Annotated in this window: 10 protein-coding genes and 2 pseudogenes; 7 read left to right on the forward strand and 5 right to left on the reverse strand. The window is 57.6% G+C overall.

Translation table 11 applies throughout. From position 1 onward, the window contains the following. Positions 1-128: 128 nt before the first annotated feature. The 4 genes and pseudogenes from K3F49_RS37815 to K3F49_RS37830 all read left to right on the forward strand — a co-directional run bounded on the left by K3F49_RS37815 (position 129) and on the right by K3F49_RS37830 (position 4,154). The gene (locus K3F49_RS37815) at positions 129-308 is read left to right on the forward strand and encodes a hypothetical protein (RefSeq protein WP_234685942.1); all 180 of its coding nucleotides are present in this window, start codon (positions 129-131) and stop codon (positions 306-308) included. 447 nt (positions 309-755) lie between these two features. Continuing rightward, positions 756-1,425, forward strand: a pseudogene (locus K3F49_RS37820) (IS630 family transposase); the annotation flags it as partial. Positions 1,426-1,578: 153 nt separating this feature from the next. After that, positions 1,579-2,928: an LLM class flavin-dependent oxidoreductase gene (locus tag K3F49_RS37825; protein WP_234685943.1), complete on the forward strand. Its 1,350-nt coding sequence runs from the start codon at positions 1,579-1,581 to the stop codon at positions 2,926-2,928. 752 nt (positions 2,929-3,680) lie between these two features. After that, the gene (locus K3F49_RS37830; protein ID WP_234685944.1) at positions 3,681-4,154 is read left to right on the forward strand and encodes an Lrp/AsnC family transcriptional regulator; all 474 of its coding nucleotides are present in this window, start codon (positions 3,681-3,683) and stop codon (positions 4,152-4,154) included. A 542-nt stretch (positions 4,155-4,696) separates the two neighbouring features. Here K3F49_RS37830 and K3F49_RS37835 read toward each other — a convergent pair. The 4 genes from K3F49_RS37835 to K3F49_RS37850 all read right to left on the reverse strand — a co-directional run bounded on the left by K3F49_RS37835 (position 4,697) and on the right by K3F49_RS37850 (position 11,388). Beyond that, a complete protein-coding gene (locus K3F49_RS37835) occupies positions 4,697-6,010 on the reverse strand; it encodes a cytochrome c (protein WP_234685945.1) in 1,314 nt (437 codons plus the stop codon). A gap of 13 nt (positions 6,011-6,023) precedes the next feature. Then, positions 6,024-7,790, reverse strand: coding sequence for a GMC family oxidoreductase (locus tag K3F49_RS37840; protein ID WP_234685946.1), 1,767 nt, complete (start codon positions 7,788-7,790; stop codon positions 6,024-6,026). A gap of 2 nt (positions 7,791-7,792) precedes the next feature. Beyond that, a complete protein-coding gene (locus tag K3F49_RS37845) occupies positions 7,793-8,485 on the reverse strand; it encodes a gluconate 2-dehydrogenase subunit 3 family protein (RefSeq protein ID WP_234685947.1) in 693 nt (230 codons plus the stop codon). Positions 8,486-9,111: 626 nt separating this feature from the next. Next, positions 9,112-11,388 carry a dihydrodipicolinate synthase family protein gene (locus K3F49_RS37850; RefSeq protein ID WP_234685948.1) on the reverse strand — a complete coding sequence of 759 codons (2,277 nt, stop codon included), beginning with the start codon at positions 11,386-11,388 and terminating at the stop codon, positions 9,112-9,114. Between the two features lie 1,057 nt (positions 11,389-12,445). Here K3F49_RS37850 and K3F49_RS37855 point away from each other — a divergent pair. After that, positions 12,446-13,882 (forward strand): MATE family efflux transporter, encoded by a 1,437-nt coding sequence (locus K3F49_RS37855; RefSeq protein ID WP_234685949.1) that lies wholly within the window; start codon positions 12,446-12,448, stop codon positions 13,880-13,882. Positions 13,883-14,179: 297 nt separating this feature from the next. On the opposite strand, the pseudogene K3F49_RS37860 reads toward K3F49_RS37855, so the two are convergent. Then, a pseudogene (locus K3F49_RS37860) lies at positions 14,180-14,500 on the reverse strand (IS5/IS1182 family transposase); the annotation flags it as partial. Positions 14,501-14,652: 152 nt separating this feature from the next. Here K3F49_RS37860 and K3F49_RS39340 point away from each other — a divergent pair. Continuing rightward, positions 14,653-14,784, forward strand: coding sequence for a hypothetical protein (locus K3F49_RS39340; protein WP_276575465.1), 132 nt, complete (start codon positions 14,653-14,655; stop codon positions 14,782-14,784). 244 nt (positions 14,785-15,028) lie between these two features. Further along, positions 15,029-15,172 (forward strand): hypothetical protein, encoded by a 144-nt coding sequence (locus tag K3F49_RS37865; protein ID WP_234685950.1) that lies wholly within the window; start codon positions 15,029-15,031, stop codon positions 15,170-15,172. The last annotated feature ends 1,075 nt before the right edge of the window (positions 15,173-16,247 follow it).

Below are 16,247 nucleotides of genomic sequence, written 5' to 3' on the forward strand. Positions count from 1 at the left end.
AATACTGGTCAGCCGGTTCGACCGTCGGAGGTGATGCCGGCGTTTGGAGAGCGGTGCGAATGCGCGCGAGCCCGGCGGCCCGGCCGGTGTCAGGAGTCCGAAATGGTGAATTCCGCGGAAGCCCTTAGGTGGAAGTGGAGCAGAAGGCGACGAATAAACTCATCGGCTTCGAGCGCCATCACTTTCGGCTTGTCGTGGTCACGATAGCCCTTCTAACGGAAGCGGACATGTCCATTCTCACAGGCGAGCAACCGGCTCTCGGCGATCGCGACCCGATGGTCAAGCAGTGGCAATGGCACATCAGGTGACTCAGGCCTTCAGCGAAACTGGTCCCTCGTTTGCTGACTTCTTCGCCGCGATCTAGCATTTTTCGGTCCGCTCAGTCCTGCTCCCCGGACACGACGGAGACCCCCGAAGTAAGTTAGACCCCCTCCATGCACGCCCGCTGGATTTACCACCCTAACAACCCTACGGGCCGGCGATATCGCTATGGACAATTGTCGGCCGCCTCGTGGGCAAGGAAATCCGTTAGTTCCTCCAATCCGCCTGAGCCAAGCTGTTCTTCCGGTCTAGCCAAGCTTCTACATCTCCTCAGAAAGGCTGCGGCACGAAACCGTCAACGCGGGCTGCACCGCAATCGGCGAAGTCCTACAAGCTTTCACAACCGAGGAATGTGCCGACCATTTCAAAGATGCAAGCGACGAACCTAGTGTCATCAGGCATTGGAGATGCGAGAGACTATCAAGGCCTACTGTCCCGAGTCACAAGTGACGTTCAAACTCTCGAGTGATCCAAACTTCGTGGCTAAGGTGCGGATGTCGTGGGACTTTACGTCTCGCCGCCGGAGCACGCCATCGTTCTCTGCGTGGACGAGAAGTCGCAAATCCAAGCGCTAGACCGTAGCCAGCCGATGCTGCCGGAGGCATGACTACAAAAGATATGGCGCCACATCTCTGTTCGCCGCCCTCGATATTGCGACCGGACGCGTCATTGGTAAGTGCTACGGCGGCGCCGCCGAATTTCGCAAGTTCCTCGACGAGATCGAAGCAAGCGTGCTGGCCGAGTTCGACGTGCACCTGGTCATAGACAATTACGCCACGGACCAGACGCCGTTGATCCAGAGAAGGTTGGTAAAACGGCCACGCTGGCACGTGCACCTGACCCCGATCAGTTCGTCATGGTCCAACCAGGTGGAGCGCTTCTTCGCGCTCCTCACCGATAAGAAGATCAGACGTGGCGTCTATCGCAGCTTAGCCGCCCTCATGGCAGATATCGCCTCGTTCATCGAACGACGCAACGCCCATCCCAAACCGCTCCAATGGACCATCCACCAATGACATCCTTGCCTCTATCGAGCGCTTCTGTCGTTACAGTGCTCCGGAAAAACAAGACGCGATGTTGCGAACTTCTGGTTCAGGACGCTAGCCGCGCACCATCGTGTAGCGGAACGCCACGATGTGCGTCAACTACCAACACTGGCAATTGATCTAGATAACAGAAGCATGCCACTTCATCGGCTAACGGAGCGGAAGATAATCATGGTGCGCTAAGATAGTTTAGTTAAAAAGGAGATACAGCATGCGGCGTAATGAGGAGATGAAGCTCGGGCTGTTCCTCGCTCAGGCGGGGTATCATGAAGGTGCATGGCGCGATCCGAGCGTGCCAGCGAATGGCGGAGTTGATATCCACCATTATGCCAATCTGGCAGCACTTGCCGAACGTGCGGCATTTCACTTCTTGTTTCTCCCTGATAGCCCAAGCGTAGTAGAGCAAGATCGGGCAAGCATAGCTCGCGCAGGTCGAAATGATAGTTTCGAACCAATCACGCTGTTCTCGGCGCTTTCGTCGAGAACACAAGACATCGGTTTTGTCGCGACAGCGTCGACGACCTACTACCAGCCTTACCATCTCGCACGCATGTTCGCCTCACTTGACCTCCTATCGCAAGGACGTGCGGCCTGGAACATTGTCACCTCAGGATTTAAGTTCGAAGCCACAAATTTCGGCGAAGAGGAGCTTCCGGATCACGACACGCGCTATACTCGAGCGAAAGAGTTCGTGAAGGTCGTAAAGGGTCTTTGGGACTCATGGGAAGACGACGCATTCGTGCGCGACAAGGAAAGCGGTATTTATGTTGATACGACGAAGCTGCATTTTCTTAATCACCGAGGGGACTACCTATCAGTCAGGGGCCCATTGAACATCGCAAGGCCTCCGCAGGGCTATCCCGTGTTGGTGCAGGCTGGCGCATCCGATGCCGGACAAAGGTTCGCTGCAGAGTTTGGCGAAGTAATATTCAGCGCTGCGCCTTTCTTAGAGGACGGTAAGCAATATTACGTAACTCTCAAGGAGAAAGCGCGCGCACTTGGGCGGAGGGATGATCAGGTGCTAGTCATGCCGGGCATTGTGCCGATCGTTGGGAGGACCAAACAAGAAGCGTCTGAGAAGCTTCAAATACTACAATCGTACACGCACATCGACGTTCAAATGGAGACGGCCGATCGTTGGTTGGGTTTTGTTGCCGACTTACGTTCAGTGAATCTCGACTCATTGGTCCCTGAATCTCTACCGCAGACGAATTTCGTCCGGAGTCGGCAAAAGGTGCTCCTCGATCTGGCCACGCACCAGAAATTGACCTGGAGACAACTGATCCGCTTGGTATCGGACTGCCGTGGCCATCTGATGGTTGTTGGAACACCGGACGAGATTGCCAACAGGATGGTCAATGCATTTGATCAACGAGCGGCTGACGGGTTCAACGTAATGCCAGCGACTGTTCCTGGCGGACTTAAGGACTTTGTTGAGCTCGTCGTTCCCGAATTGCGCCGACGGGGCAAATTCAGATCCGGTTACTCCGGAAGAACACTAAGGGAGAACCTCGGTCTCACGCGGCCGCTCAATCAGTTCGCGCAGGCAAGTCGTCCATGAAATGTTCACATCTGCTGAGCAGGCTAGGCGTTTGGCACAGTGATGAGTTTTGAGGTTGCGAGCTTTCGGGGTCCGGACCTCGAGAGCTTGAAAGTTTCAGTTTCGAGACTGACCGAAGCCGCTAGCGGAGGATTTGAGGAGATGACACCAATTCTGGAGGAACCCGCAGGAGTGCGTTCGTTTTACATATCCCGCTCAATTATTCATGTTAGAAGTTATGCGACCGGAGACCTCGGGCGACGTTGCTAATACCGCCGAGTTCGACTTGACACCCTATGGGTTGGCTGTGCATGAAAAGCGTCTACAGCTTCGCCGTTTGTGCCGGACTGATCGGCTGAAGCACATGAGATGGCGAACGCATCACAGCGATGCCGATTTTGCCAAATGTCTCCTGCGGGGTCGGGGTCGCGCTCGTTCGGGGGACGCAGCATTTTGGTTAGGCTGCTAATTCCGAGTCTCTTCACATCGCTCCCCGCGATCGAGGAAAGCTTGTCGACGAATGAAGATCGTAGCAGGCCGATTGCGGCTGAGGAGCTTGCCTGATGGAAAGCCAGCCGCCCGACCTTGGGAGTTGACTGTGCAATGGGGGCATTCTTACGCAATCGCCAGCCGTATCATTCACGGACCAAAGCCTCGATCCATCAGAAGTCTCTCATGTCCTTTTTCTCGAATTTGTGGGCCTTTCGGAACCTGCTCGAGGAAATCGGCCAGATGAGACGTGCAGAGGCGTGCTTAAGCCCGAGGCTGCGGCCATGAAGATTACCAACAAGGATCGGCAATTGCTCGCGTTGTTGCAACAAAATGCGCGCGAGCCGATCGCGTCGCTGGCGCGCCAACTGGGCGTTTCACGCACCACGCTTCAAGAACGCATTAAAAGGTTAGAGGCGAACGGCGTCATCGACGGATACGCGCTACGCCTTGGCAAATGTCTAAAGCAAGACGCAATTCATTGCTTTACCTTGGCTGCTGTCGATCATAAGTGCGATGCGGAAGTAGGAGGTCAATTGAAGGCCATTCCCGCTGTGCAGACCGTGTATGTAATAGCGGGTAGTTGGGACCTCATCATCCACATCGTCGCTGGAACGCTGGAGCAATTGAGCGCCGAGCTCACTCGGCTGAACCAGATTAGCGGAATTATGCGAGCAGTATCTCACATAATCATAGGGACGAAGTTCGATCGCAACATCTACCGAGATAGCGCCTCGACCTTAAGCGGCAAGGTTTGACGCTGAGTAGGCGGTGATGGACGCAGGCTACAGCGTTGATGCCATGCATCAAGACGGGGAGTTTTCGCTTTTCAGAATGAAAATGGCCTTGAAAGTTGGTTGGAAATCGGTCTGGCCAAGCGTTTGGCATGGACGTTATCGGTTCACGCAGTCACGATAAAGAAGTTGAACGGATGGTAGTCAGCAAAAGCGGTCGGCAACTATCGGCTGCCGACAACTGCGTTGTCCTGCTCAAGCGAGAGGGCTATCTGGTCAACCAGAAGAAACTCGTGCGGCTCGCATTCTCATCCTTCGGCCGCTTGGCATCAGACACTTCGATGTGCCGTCGTATTAGGTCTGCCATTTGTAGGATCTTGTGCTGCCGATCCCGTGTTTGGGGCACAAGTCGGCCGTCCTTGCCTCGGCTTCCTGCTCCCGTAGATATGTTCTGCCGTGAACCGGCTCGGCTTCGTTTCATCCCTCCGAGGTGATGGGCTCTACCCGTTTTTGGGAGAAGCTTTCCGACCCCAGGGCATAAAGGGCTTAGCGAGGATAAGATGGTCCTAGTGGGACGCCAATTTCTGGCGCCGCACCGCTACTGCTGTCTTATCGACCGGGCCTGCATTGTTCGACCAGCTCTGGCGCAGGAAGGTGGCGAGATCGGCTATCTCCTTATCCGAGAGGCGTTGGCCAAACGCCGGCATGGCCAGCCGCATCGGACGGCTTTCCGTCGAAGGCATGCGGGCGCCTTTGAGGATTACGTCGATCAGGCCTCCGCTCTGCCGGGCCACCACGATAGGGTTGCCGTCAAGTTCAGGAAAGACGCCTCTGGCACCCTTGCCGTTGGTGAAGTGACATCCATTGCAATTATCGAGATAGAGCCTCGGACCCAGATCCATCGAAGGATCGGCGGAGTTCAACAACGCGATAGTCCGCTTGGACCTGTCGTCAATGCGGGCTGGTGGCTGCTCGGCCGCGTAGCTGATATGGCGGAGATAGGCTACGATCGCGTCGAGATCCTTGCCGGTTAGGTATTGCAGGGAATCCTGCACTACGGGCGTCATCTCTCCCGTAACGCCCGAGTGGTTGTTGCGTCCCGTTGCCAGAAAAGCCCTCAGCTCCTCGGCGCTCCACTTGGTTGCGGCCGATGCTGGGCCACGCAGGCTGGGCACCGGCCAGCCGTCGATTTCACCGCCTGTCAAAAAACCCTGCGCCGTCGCGTCGGTACCGTCCTGCGCAAGAAAAAACTTGCGCGGGCTGTGGCAAGCGCCACAATGCCCAAGTGTCTCGACGATATAGGCGCCGCGATCGAGCACCAGATCATTGTATCGAGGCTTGAATCTAGCCTCATTCAGGGCGAACCAGTTCCAGGCGCGGATACCCCAGCGCTGGTTAAAAGGGAACGATAGTTGTGTTTGCCTAACTGGGCTTGAGACAGGCTCTACTTTGTTCATGAAATAGTGGTAGAGCGCGCGTACGTCGTTTTCGGAAATTTTCCGGTAATTCTCATAAGGCATGGCGGGATAGAGATGGGCGCCATCCTTCCGTAAGCCGTCGTAGAGTACCGCGCGAAAGTCGTCGAGCGTATAGCTGCCGATCCCGGTCTCTCGGTCCGGCGTGATATTCGTCGACCAGATCGTGCCAAACGGACTGGGGATAGCGAGCCCGCCGGCAAATGGTTTTCTACCTTCGGCGGTGTGGCAAGGCGCACAGTCGGCTAGACGCACCAAATATTCACTCTTGCCGCCATCTTGCGTGAAGTCGCTGGCCACCAGCTGCTGCGCGGACGTTTTCGCGACAGGCACAAGGACAATCGGCGCAATGGCAATAAGGCCGAGGACGACAAGAGCCAGAACCGCTACGAGAAGCGTCTTCATCGCACCGGGCCCCTCAGATCAGTGGTCGCGGGCGGGGAAGGTAGTGTTTCCGGATCGCGGCTACCGACCAGTAGGCAAGGGCACCAACCGTTCCAGTCGGGTTATACTGGATGTTCTGCGGGAATGCGTTAGCCCCCATTACGAACACGTTGTGCACGTCCCAGCTCTGCAGATACCTGTTGAGCGCGGACGTGTTCGGATCCGTCCCCATGATGGCCCCTCCGACATTGTGTGTTGTCTGATACGGCCGGACGTCGTACATCGCGCCGTCGGATTTGTAGTCCGAATCCATGATGTCCGGGTTCATACTCTTGGCGATCGGCTCGATCTGGTTCTTCATGAACTGTGTCATGCGGATGTCGTTGGGCTTCCAGTTGAACGTCATACGCAGCAGCGGCCGTCCGTATCGGTCCGTATAGGTAGGATCGAGGTCCATATAGGAATCACTGTAGGACATGTTCGATCCGTGTGAGCCAATCGACATAGAATGGCCATACCACTCTTTGATCGCCTGTTTCCACTGGCCTCCCCAAGAGTGCGTTCCTTTGGGCAGGCGCATGGAGCGGATCGGCTGGCCGTTGGTCGTGCCAGCGCAGATATAGCTCCCGCCGATGAATCCCTGAGCGCCGAAATCGATGCGGTTGATGGCGAAGTCGTCGATGACGGTACCGTTCGATCCAGCACCAACGAACGGATTGAAGTCGATGCCCTTGAAGAATAGCGACGTACCGCCGGTCATCTGATAGGCATAGTTCTTGCCGGTAACGCCTTCGCCGCTGACCGGGTCATAGGACTTCCCTATGCTCGATAGCAGCATCAGATGCACGTTGTGGAGCTGGTATGCCGCCAGAATCACCAGGTCGGCAGGCTGAATAATCTCCTCACCTTCGGCCGTCAGATAGGTCACTCCGGTCGCGGTTTTGCGGTCAGGGGAAAGCTCCACCCGAAGGACTTCGGAATTTGCACGGTACTCGAAATTCGGCTTCCGCTTGAGCGCATCCAGAATGCAGGTCTGTGGCGACGACTTGGAATAGTTGAAGCATCCGAAGCGATCGCAGAAGCCACAGAAATTGCAGGGTCCACGCTGCATACCGTATGGATTAGTATAGGTCTGAGAAGCATTCGCAGAGGGCAGAGGATAGGGGTGATGTCCGATGCTCCGCGCCGCTTTGGCGAACATCAGCGCATCCACGGTCTGCGGCAGAGGAGGCATAGGATATTCGCCGGAGCGCGGCGCCTCGAACGGATTGCCATCCTCGACGATTTTCCCGTTGATGTTGCCGGCCTTGCCGGCAATGCCGGCGACTTTTTCGAAACGATCGAAGTACGGCTCCAGCTCCGAATAGGTGACGCCCCAGTCCTGTATGGTCATGCCTTCGGGAATGATGCCTTGGCCGAAATTCTCCACCACATACGAGCGCAGGCGTAGTTCCTCCGCCATCGGCCTGAACGAGTTGCCGCTCCAGCACACGCCGGCACCGCCGACGCCGTCGCCCGGCAGGAAAGAGCCCAGCGAACGATACGGGAGCGCGGTTTCCTCGATCGTGCGGCGTATTGTGAGCGTCGAGTTGCGCGGCTTCTGCATGGCGGCATAGCGGACTCCGTATTTCAGTTCGTCGGCAATATTGGGGTACCGGAAGTCGGGGATCGTATCGCGATCGTCGCCGCGTTCCAGAGCGAGAACTTCAAGCCCTTCCTCACAGAGCTCCATCCCGACGATCGCGCCAGTCCATCCCAGGCCGACGATGACAACGTCCTTCTTCTTCGCGGTCGTCGCCATGGTTATGCCCTCTCACCTGTAATGCTGACTGGGCCGAGCGGATAGGGCTTGTCCACTCCGACCCATTCGCGGAAGCTCGCCCGCGCGCCAGGAAAGTCAATATGGACCCAGGCAGCCATTTTGTAATTGCCGCCATACATTGGATCGGCGAAGTAGCCTTCCTTGTTGCTCTGCAGCAGAAGGTCGAAGAAGTTGGCGGCCGGCGTGGAGGCGAGCGCGATCTCATGCTTCTCGAGGGCAGTCAGGATATCGTTCTGCTCCTCGGGGCTAAGCTCGACGAACGGCCCGCCATGTTTGGCGCGGCACCAGTCGTTGAGTTTCGCAATGCCGGCCCGGTAAGCCTCGGCGGGGCGAAGCGGCGATTGATAGCCGAGTTGCGGCGGCGCGTTCGGGTCATGCGGACCCTGCATATACCAGTCCGCGCCTTTGCCGAAGTCGTCGGCCAGCTGCAAGTCGATGAAGACGGGAACGCGCGCCTCGATAGCTCCCGGACCATCGCCTTTCGACGGAATCAGCCGGGCTGTGGCGGCAAGGATGAAGGCCCACTCATCCGCGGTGAAGAACTGCGGCTGGTACTGTTCGAGCGGCACTGGTGCTGGTTCCTGCGCGCAAGCCGGCAGCGCGGATATGGCGGCACTGGCTGCTGTTCTCTTGAGAAAAGTCCGGCGGGTTGTGCTCAAGATTTTTGTGTTCATACGCGGTAACCTTTCTGGCTGGGCGAGCGTGTCATAAAATGCGCGCACCGAAGGGAAAAATCGTAAGCGTGTGGGTCGCCCCGCTAGCGGTTGATCTCGATTGCCAGAGGATATGCTGGTGATTTGTCCCTAGGAGTTCATGTGAGCGAACATATGTCTGACAACGAGTTTTTGAGGTTGTCACCACGGCGCCGGAGCGCAAGAGAAGAAGGATCGGGTCGTGAAGGAAACGATAGCGCCGGGGGTGAACGTGTCGATCATAAGGGTGTGCTCTCATGGGCTCGATCCATCGCAATTGTTTCCGTGTCGACGCAAAGCAACGACCTCGGTGATGGTCGCGCCGCTTTCCGGCCGACCGGTCAAACTCGTGCGCTTTGATGCCGTGGCGGGGAGATGGAGAAAATTCCGATCGGCGATCTCCGTGGTATGCGTCGGTGGCGGTATGGAGCCTAAGCGGCCTGCTGCGGTAACCTGGTCCGTTCAGCAGGCCTGATCCCGGGTGGGGCGGGGTTCACGCGATCAGCACGCCGGTCGACTTCCGACAAGGAGCAATCGGTTTGACGTCGCTGGTGCGCGATGGTAGGGCCGACCCATTTAGCCGAGCGCTCAATAATATTTCTTGATGATTATTTCTTCTCATAACGAGTGACGGCTTTCTGGAGTACCTCCGCGGCATAAATCACCCCATCGCTATCCGCCCAGATGCCTTCCGCGCCGCTGCCGTCATTCTTGTCCGGATCGGGCGTGGAATCGGTTATGAATGTAGTAACTCTACCGTCGACCGCGCTGCCAATGCGGATGCCGCGCCGCCAGCCTGGATGGTGGCCGTAACCTTCCGGAGTTCGCGACTCCGAATCCGCGACATACAGCGTATCGTGGTCGTCGATGTACAGACCGCTGGGACGGCCGAACTGGGTCCAACTGTCGAGCAGGATGCCTTCCTCATCGTAGATCTGGATTCGATTGTTCCCGCGGTCGCCGACGAAAAGACGTCCCTTTGAATCCATCGCCAGCGCATGGGGCACGTTGAACTGGCCGGGACAGCCGCCGGCGCCGCCCCATTGCTTGAGGAAGCGGCCTTTGGCATCGAACTTGACCAAGCGGGACGGCTTGTTGGGGGTATGACCGTCCGCTACGAAGATGGAGCCATCCGATGCGACGATTACCGCGTTCGGCTCGAGGAGGGTATCCGCTCCCTCAGCACTGACTCCCGCACGGCCGAGACGCTGCAGCACCTTACCACTGGAATCGAATTGGAGAACCTGCGCTCCTTTCCCGCCGGCTGCGCGAGGGTCGGTGACCCAGATGTTGTCGTGGCGGTCGATATATAAGCCGTGCGGGAACACGAACATGCCGGCTCCAAATGCCTTCACGAACCGGCCGCTCTCGTCGAATTCCATGATCGGATCGAGCGGGCTGTCTTGGCAGTTGTTGGCGCCGCATCGTTCAGCGACCCAAATATGTCCCTTGCTGTCAACCGCTACGCCGCTGGTCGAGCCCATATTCCGCCCGGGAGGCATCTTTAGGAATCCGCTGATCGCTTGGTATGGATTCGGATAGGCACTTGAGTCTGCGTTCGCGCGGGACAGTACCTTAGCGGTAGTCCCAGTGTCCCCTTGTACAGCGACGGTCAATCCCTTGAGCGGTGCTCCAACATCCATGTGGATCGCGGCCAGAGCCTCGCTCGGATTGCCCAAAGCCGTCCAGGTCGCTGGGTATGCGTTGAATTTTTGGACATAGGCAACAACGTCGGCATGAGCTGCGCGGTGAAGGGTGACCGTCTGTCCCGATGGCGACAGGACCTGCGCCGCGGCCAGGGAGGATTTCAGCATCAGAGAGGCAAAGAGGATGCCTACGACATGGCGGGCCCCGATGCGGGCCATCGAATCGCCTTTCTTTGGCCTCGCGAGTTTACTCCAGTGACTAATCGAGCGCGCTTCACTGCGCGATCGCGTTGAACCGCTCGGGATTCGACGCACGCGAGAATGATTTCTGCCCATTGGTGAGTTTGATGTACGGCGCGCGAGATTGATCTGCGATCCCCCCATCTCGAGGCTGACGACGTACTCCTGAGTTGCATCGTAACTCGTGCCACCCGCGTCGTCATCGTTTGATTTCTGTACGTCGCGCAACTTGTCCATGGCGACCTCTTCAATCGCCGTTTTCACGATATACTGTGGAGATCTCGGCGCACTGCTTGCTGAAGAAGGCATTGCCCCCGTCGAGAATGTCCCCACGCCGTTCTCGATCACCATTTCGAGATTGTCGATTGTACCGGAGCGCATATTTCGCTTCGGAAACGCCTTCATGAATTCGGTGTAACCGCGGTCCCCACTCGAATTCTTAACGTCGGCGAGACGCGGATCGTACTGCAGGTTCTTAAGTGACTGGATGTTGATGGGAGCCTCGCTGGTTTTGGGGATGTGGCAGAGGCTGATCGAGCGCTGGACCGCATCGAGCAGCATAGAATAGTAAACTGCCAAGCTTTCAGCTGGACAGACGTTGAAATGGAAGGGAGGAATCACGAGAACTCCACGGACATCCTCGGCATGCCAGGTTAAATCGATTGTCTGGGCGGTATGTGGCATCGCTGGGCTGATGATGATGTTCAGGCCGTTCTTGTTCTTCAGCGCGGTCTCGGCCACCAGCTTGCGCTTGGCCAGCGAGAAGGAGGGAACTTCGCTGGTGATGCCCAAGACCACAATGGTCTCGGCGTCGGCCGTGTTGTGCCATTCCATAATGGCGCGCATCACTGCAGGATCGAACTGCCAGATCTTGTCGCAAGGAGTGACGGTTGCCATCCAGTATAATGTCTTGCTTGCTCCGCCAAGGCGGGGCGCAGCGGTCCCCCTATCGAAACCAGCCGCTATGGCCGTCATCGCCGCGCCGCCGATCAATGTCATGACCTCTCCGCAAGTCTTATCCATAAAGTTCTCCTTTGAAGGTTCATTCCTGGAGTGAGATTACTGCACGAGAAAAAGCGGGCATCCACCCGGCGAATCGTCAAATTTTTTCCGATTTCCGGCCGATTCGACGGACTACCTTGGCAACAGCCAATACTTACTCCTTCATAGCCATAGTGAATGCGCAGGATTCATGCGTAACCCAGGAGACCGCCTGTATTGCGGGCCAGCAGCCGGGTAAACGACCTCGTATCAGGGGAAGTGGGGGCGGGAAGTGATCGCAAGGAGGATCGGAGAACGTGATAATATCTGAAGCGCGAGCTCGCCGTGCCGCTCTATCAGGGGAAGATCCAATGGAGCCGATTCCGGCTTCGTCTTGCGAGCCGGCAGAGTTCTTGAACAGCCTGCCACTAGCCAATCACTGCGGCACAAAATGAAGCGTCTCTGATACTGACTGTCGGAGTTGCGACATGCTGTCAGGGCCCACAATAAATTTGAAGAAGATAGCCTTTACAAATAAAGCTCTCGCATTTGACACAAGCCTTGAACTCGCAATTGGCACGAGCCTTGAAAAGGAATTGTCACCCAGCATCCCGTACTCAAGGAATTTCAGTTATGGCTGATAAGATTAGCGCCTCTCAGTTCACGCCTGCGTCGCGTGCGAATTCAACTCCCCCAGGGTCGCTATCCGTCCCGGTGCGCGCTAGGGCACGAATAGTGATCGACCACGTCAGGATCGCGGCTTCGCGCGGGCACCGATACGAGATGCCGGTAGTCGATCGCTTTCCGCGCCGACGACCTCCTGCATCTTCCTTGCGCCTAACACTCGCGAAGATGGAAGGGCGGTCTAGGAACGGAGCTGTTCGTCAGAGGGCAAGCAGACGCTGACCCCGCTTCAACGGCAGATCCAAGCCAATGGCTCGCCTCATCGCGCTGCGCAAGGCTGCGCATGAACCCGCATCCGTGGGGCTATCACAAATGCAGTGCAGGAAGAGGATCCTCTCTCGGTGCAGCAAATATCGTTCCTCCGCCGAGGCAAACCGGGCAGCATGATTCCATGGACAAGACAGCAGAAACAGATCCGGCATTAGCTTCGCGGCAATTAGTGACGAAACAGGCCGTTGGCCGTCACTTGGCCGTCGAGCTCAGCGAAACCGCGAAACTCGCGTTGCCTATGGCGCTGACGCAACTTGGGCAGATCGCGATAATGACGATCGACCTTGCCATCATCGGTCGCGCCGGCTTCAAGGCGGTTGCCGCGGCGGCGCTTGCCGGCAGAGTCTATTTTGTTGGCGTCGCCTTCGGCATAGGCCTGCTGGGCGCGATCGCAGCGTTTGCGGCGCAGGCGTTTGGGGCCGATAATCTGGGCATGGCGCGGCGCTCGCTGCGCATGGGGCTGTGGGCGTCGCTGGTGCTATCGGTCCCGATCGTTGCGTTTGGACTGTGCGGAGAGCAAATACTGCTCGCCCTTGGCCAAGACCCCGAAGCGGTGCGACTCGCGCAGCAATATCTGCTCGGACTGGCCTGGGGCGCGGCACCGGCGCTATGGTTTCAGGTCATCCGCAGTTTCATGGGCGCGGTCACCCGGCCGGAGCCGGTCTTGTGGATCACGCTCGCGGCCGTCCCCGCAAACGCTTTGCTGGTATATCTGCTGATGTATGGCAAGCTCGGCCTGCCTCGCCTCGACCTGTTTGGGGCGGGTCTTGCGACCACCCTGGTGAACTGCGCGACGTTTTTGGCCGGTTTGTGGTTCGCCACAATGCGCCGCCCCTTCCGTGACTACCACTTGTTTGCACGTCTCTGGCGTTTCGATTGGCCTTTAATGCGGCAGCTGATCGCGATCGGGATTCCGATCTCAATTGCCTCCTTGATTGAGTCCGGATTATATTCCGGCGCATCGCTCCTGGCCGGCCTGATCAGCACCAGCGCACTCGCCGCCCATCAGATCGCCTATCAGGTCCTCGCGATGCCGTTCATGATCTCTTTCGGCATCAGCATGACGGCGGCCGTGCGTATTGGCCATGCGGTCGGCCGCAATGACGGTCCCGGCATCAAGCGCGCAGGTTTGGTCGCAATGCTCCTCGGTGTTTTGATCGCCGCGATGCTGGCGCTTGCGGTGATCGTTACGCGTTTTGAAATAGCCAAGTTGTTTCTGGGCGAATCGACTAGCGATGCCTCCGCTACAATCGGACTGGCCGCAACGCTCCTTTCGGTCGGCGCAAGCTTCTTTATCATTGATGCCATGCAGATCATTGCGGCGGGCGGCCTGCGCGGACTGAAGGACACGCGAGTCCCCCTTCTGTTTGCCGGAATCGCTTATTGGCTGATCGGTTTGCCTGTTAGCTACATGCTTAGTTTGAAGATAGGTCTTGGCGCGATTGGTATCTGGATTGGCTTGGCAAGCGGGGCAAGTGTCTACGCGGGGCTTCTCGTCCTACGTTTCCGGCTGCTCGCAAACAGGTTTGCTCTTCACAGCCAAACTTTCATCGCGTAGACGCACGAATTTCGTAGATGTTGTCGGTCCTCTGAGAAGATCGTTGATAAAAACTTCCGCGGCATTCGCGCGACCCCTTAATCGGTGCGTTTCGATTGCTATCAACTCTCCAGTCAAAGCGATGCACACCGCGCTGATATGCTCGTGAAGTCTTGATCAGATAGAGCGGATCGAGCAGACTGAAGAGGTGATCTTCATTGGCCCTATAAGATCGCGGGTGATCGGCGTGCTGCCTGGATTTTTCAATGTTGGGTGCCGCATTGCAGGCGTGACCGTCGTGATCCAGCCGAATGCCTACTTGATGCGCTTGCGGATGCGCTGGCTGACGGCCTAACGGCCGCGCCGGGCGTTCGCCCCTCAACCGCAAAGCTGCGACCGCTGGTGTTGTTGTCAACATGGGGCGTCACGTTGGTCTAGCGCAGCTCGCTGACGGAGTCTTCTGCATAAGGCTTTGTCGGCGCCAAGCGTAATTGCTGTCGGTCGGCTGGTACGAGGCTCGACAACGTGCACCGCGGCCTTCGGTATGCAAGCCCGCCAGCGTCAGACAGGTGTCAACCAGCAGGCCGTGTGGTTTTTGATCAACTCATGTCCGACGAAACACAGCTTCGTCCTCTTACCTTACCCTTACGGCGTCGAGTTCGGTTGGCTCGAGAAGGCGACCAGTATCAAATTAAGCGTCCGACTTTGTGTATCTATGCGGTGGTTGATGCCGATGTCGCGAACCCGACTGAGCATCGCGGTCATTCCAGCGATATGCAGGCAAGAAAAATGTGTTCATCGAAAACTTCGATGGCGGCTCGCGCGATGAGCCGTCGAACGAAACGCCGTTAAGCCCTATCGAGCACGGCGTAAGCAGCCGGCGCAAGATTGTCGAGATCACTGGCGGTCGGATCGTGTTGTAGTCGTTCCTTTCAGAACGACAGCACCTCGCGGGCGATTGCATCAATCCCGACACCCAACGGCGGGACGATGAGCTACATTCTGGGGTTTCACGCCCCGTCCCAATCTTCACCAAGCCAATTGGGCTCACAACGCAGTCCTATGTTCGCGCTTTAAGGTGACGGGCGGCCCGCCCCTCGGCAAGCTCCCATCGAGGGTTGCGCCGGATGAGCTGGTGCCGAGCCTCAAGCATGGGGAACGGGCCTGATGGACGATAAGATTGTCGAGGGACTGGATGTGCATAAGGCGACGATTCCGGTTGCGTTCGCTGAAGGGACGCGTGGTGGTGAAGTCCGCCAGTTGGAGATCATCCCCAATCCAATCAGATCGCCAAGCTTGCTGAGAAGCTGACCAGAGGCAAGCGGCGAAGTTCAGTCTTGCTACGAAGCTGGCCCCTGTGGCTATGGCCTGCATCGGCAACTGACGGAATTGGGTGCAGAGGGGCAGATAAGGGTGCATTCTCGACGAGCTTTGCGGAGCCACCGGCTGACATCGCAAGCACGCGGTTCGGGCGCTTGCTATGGATGTCGCAATTTCGCTGGCGGCAGCGAAGGCTCGATCTATGGCGCCCCGATCGGGGATACGCTGGTGGACCCCTCCGATCGGATCTGCGGCAAGCGGCTCAGGGGAACGATTTCCGACGTTGCTGCCTTCGCTGAAGCGGCATGGTCGGCTCAAGCCCGACCAGGCCGATCGCTGGTACCCGGCGTCAGCGCAACCTCGATTGATCGCCTGCTGGTCGATAGAAAATTGCCGCGGCCGGCGATAAGCGCTGGCGGATTGTCTTCTACTCGACGGCGCGGCTTGAAGTGCCGATCCGGACGTTCAAACGACTGGCACGATCCGCCGCCGGGGTTCTGCGAGGCCGACATGGTGGCCCATGGCGGCACATCCGCGGCTGGCTCGTCCATTCAGACTTTGACGATGATCGACGTCGCTACAGTTGGACCGAATGCATGCCGCTGGTGACGTGCGAGAGCGGGTTTGTCGTGCGAGTCATGGAACGCGCACAGAACCTGTTCCTCTTGCTCATTCGCGGCGCCCACTCCGAAACGACAGCGCGTTTATGAACGATGTCGTCTTTCGCTGGTGTGGCACGCAAAAGATCGAGGTGAAACACTCGCGCGCCTACAAGAAGAATGATCAGGCGTTCGTCGAGCGGAAGAATGGCGCGGTCGTCCGGTCGCTTGTGGAGACGTTCGCTTTCATGGCGTCGAGACGGCCCGCGTGCTGGAACGCTTGTATGCCGCATTCGCGACTGCACACCAACCTCTTCCAGCCGTCCTTCAAACTGAAGGACAAGCGACGCGAGAGCGCGAAGGTGATTGCGCTATCATGTTCCAGCCACGTTCTATCAACGCGCTCTAACGCGTCCGAGGTCGAGCAAGGCTATCAAACGGCGGCTTCGAGAGCTTATCGCACGCTC

Origin of the sequence: Bradyrhizobium monzae, from assembly GCF_021458635.1 — a bacterium.
Classification (GTDB): Bacteria; Pseudomonadota; Alphaproteobacteria; order Rhizobiales; family Xanthobacteraceae; genus Bradyrhizobium.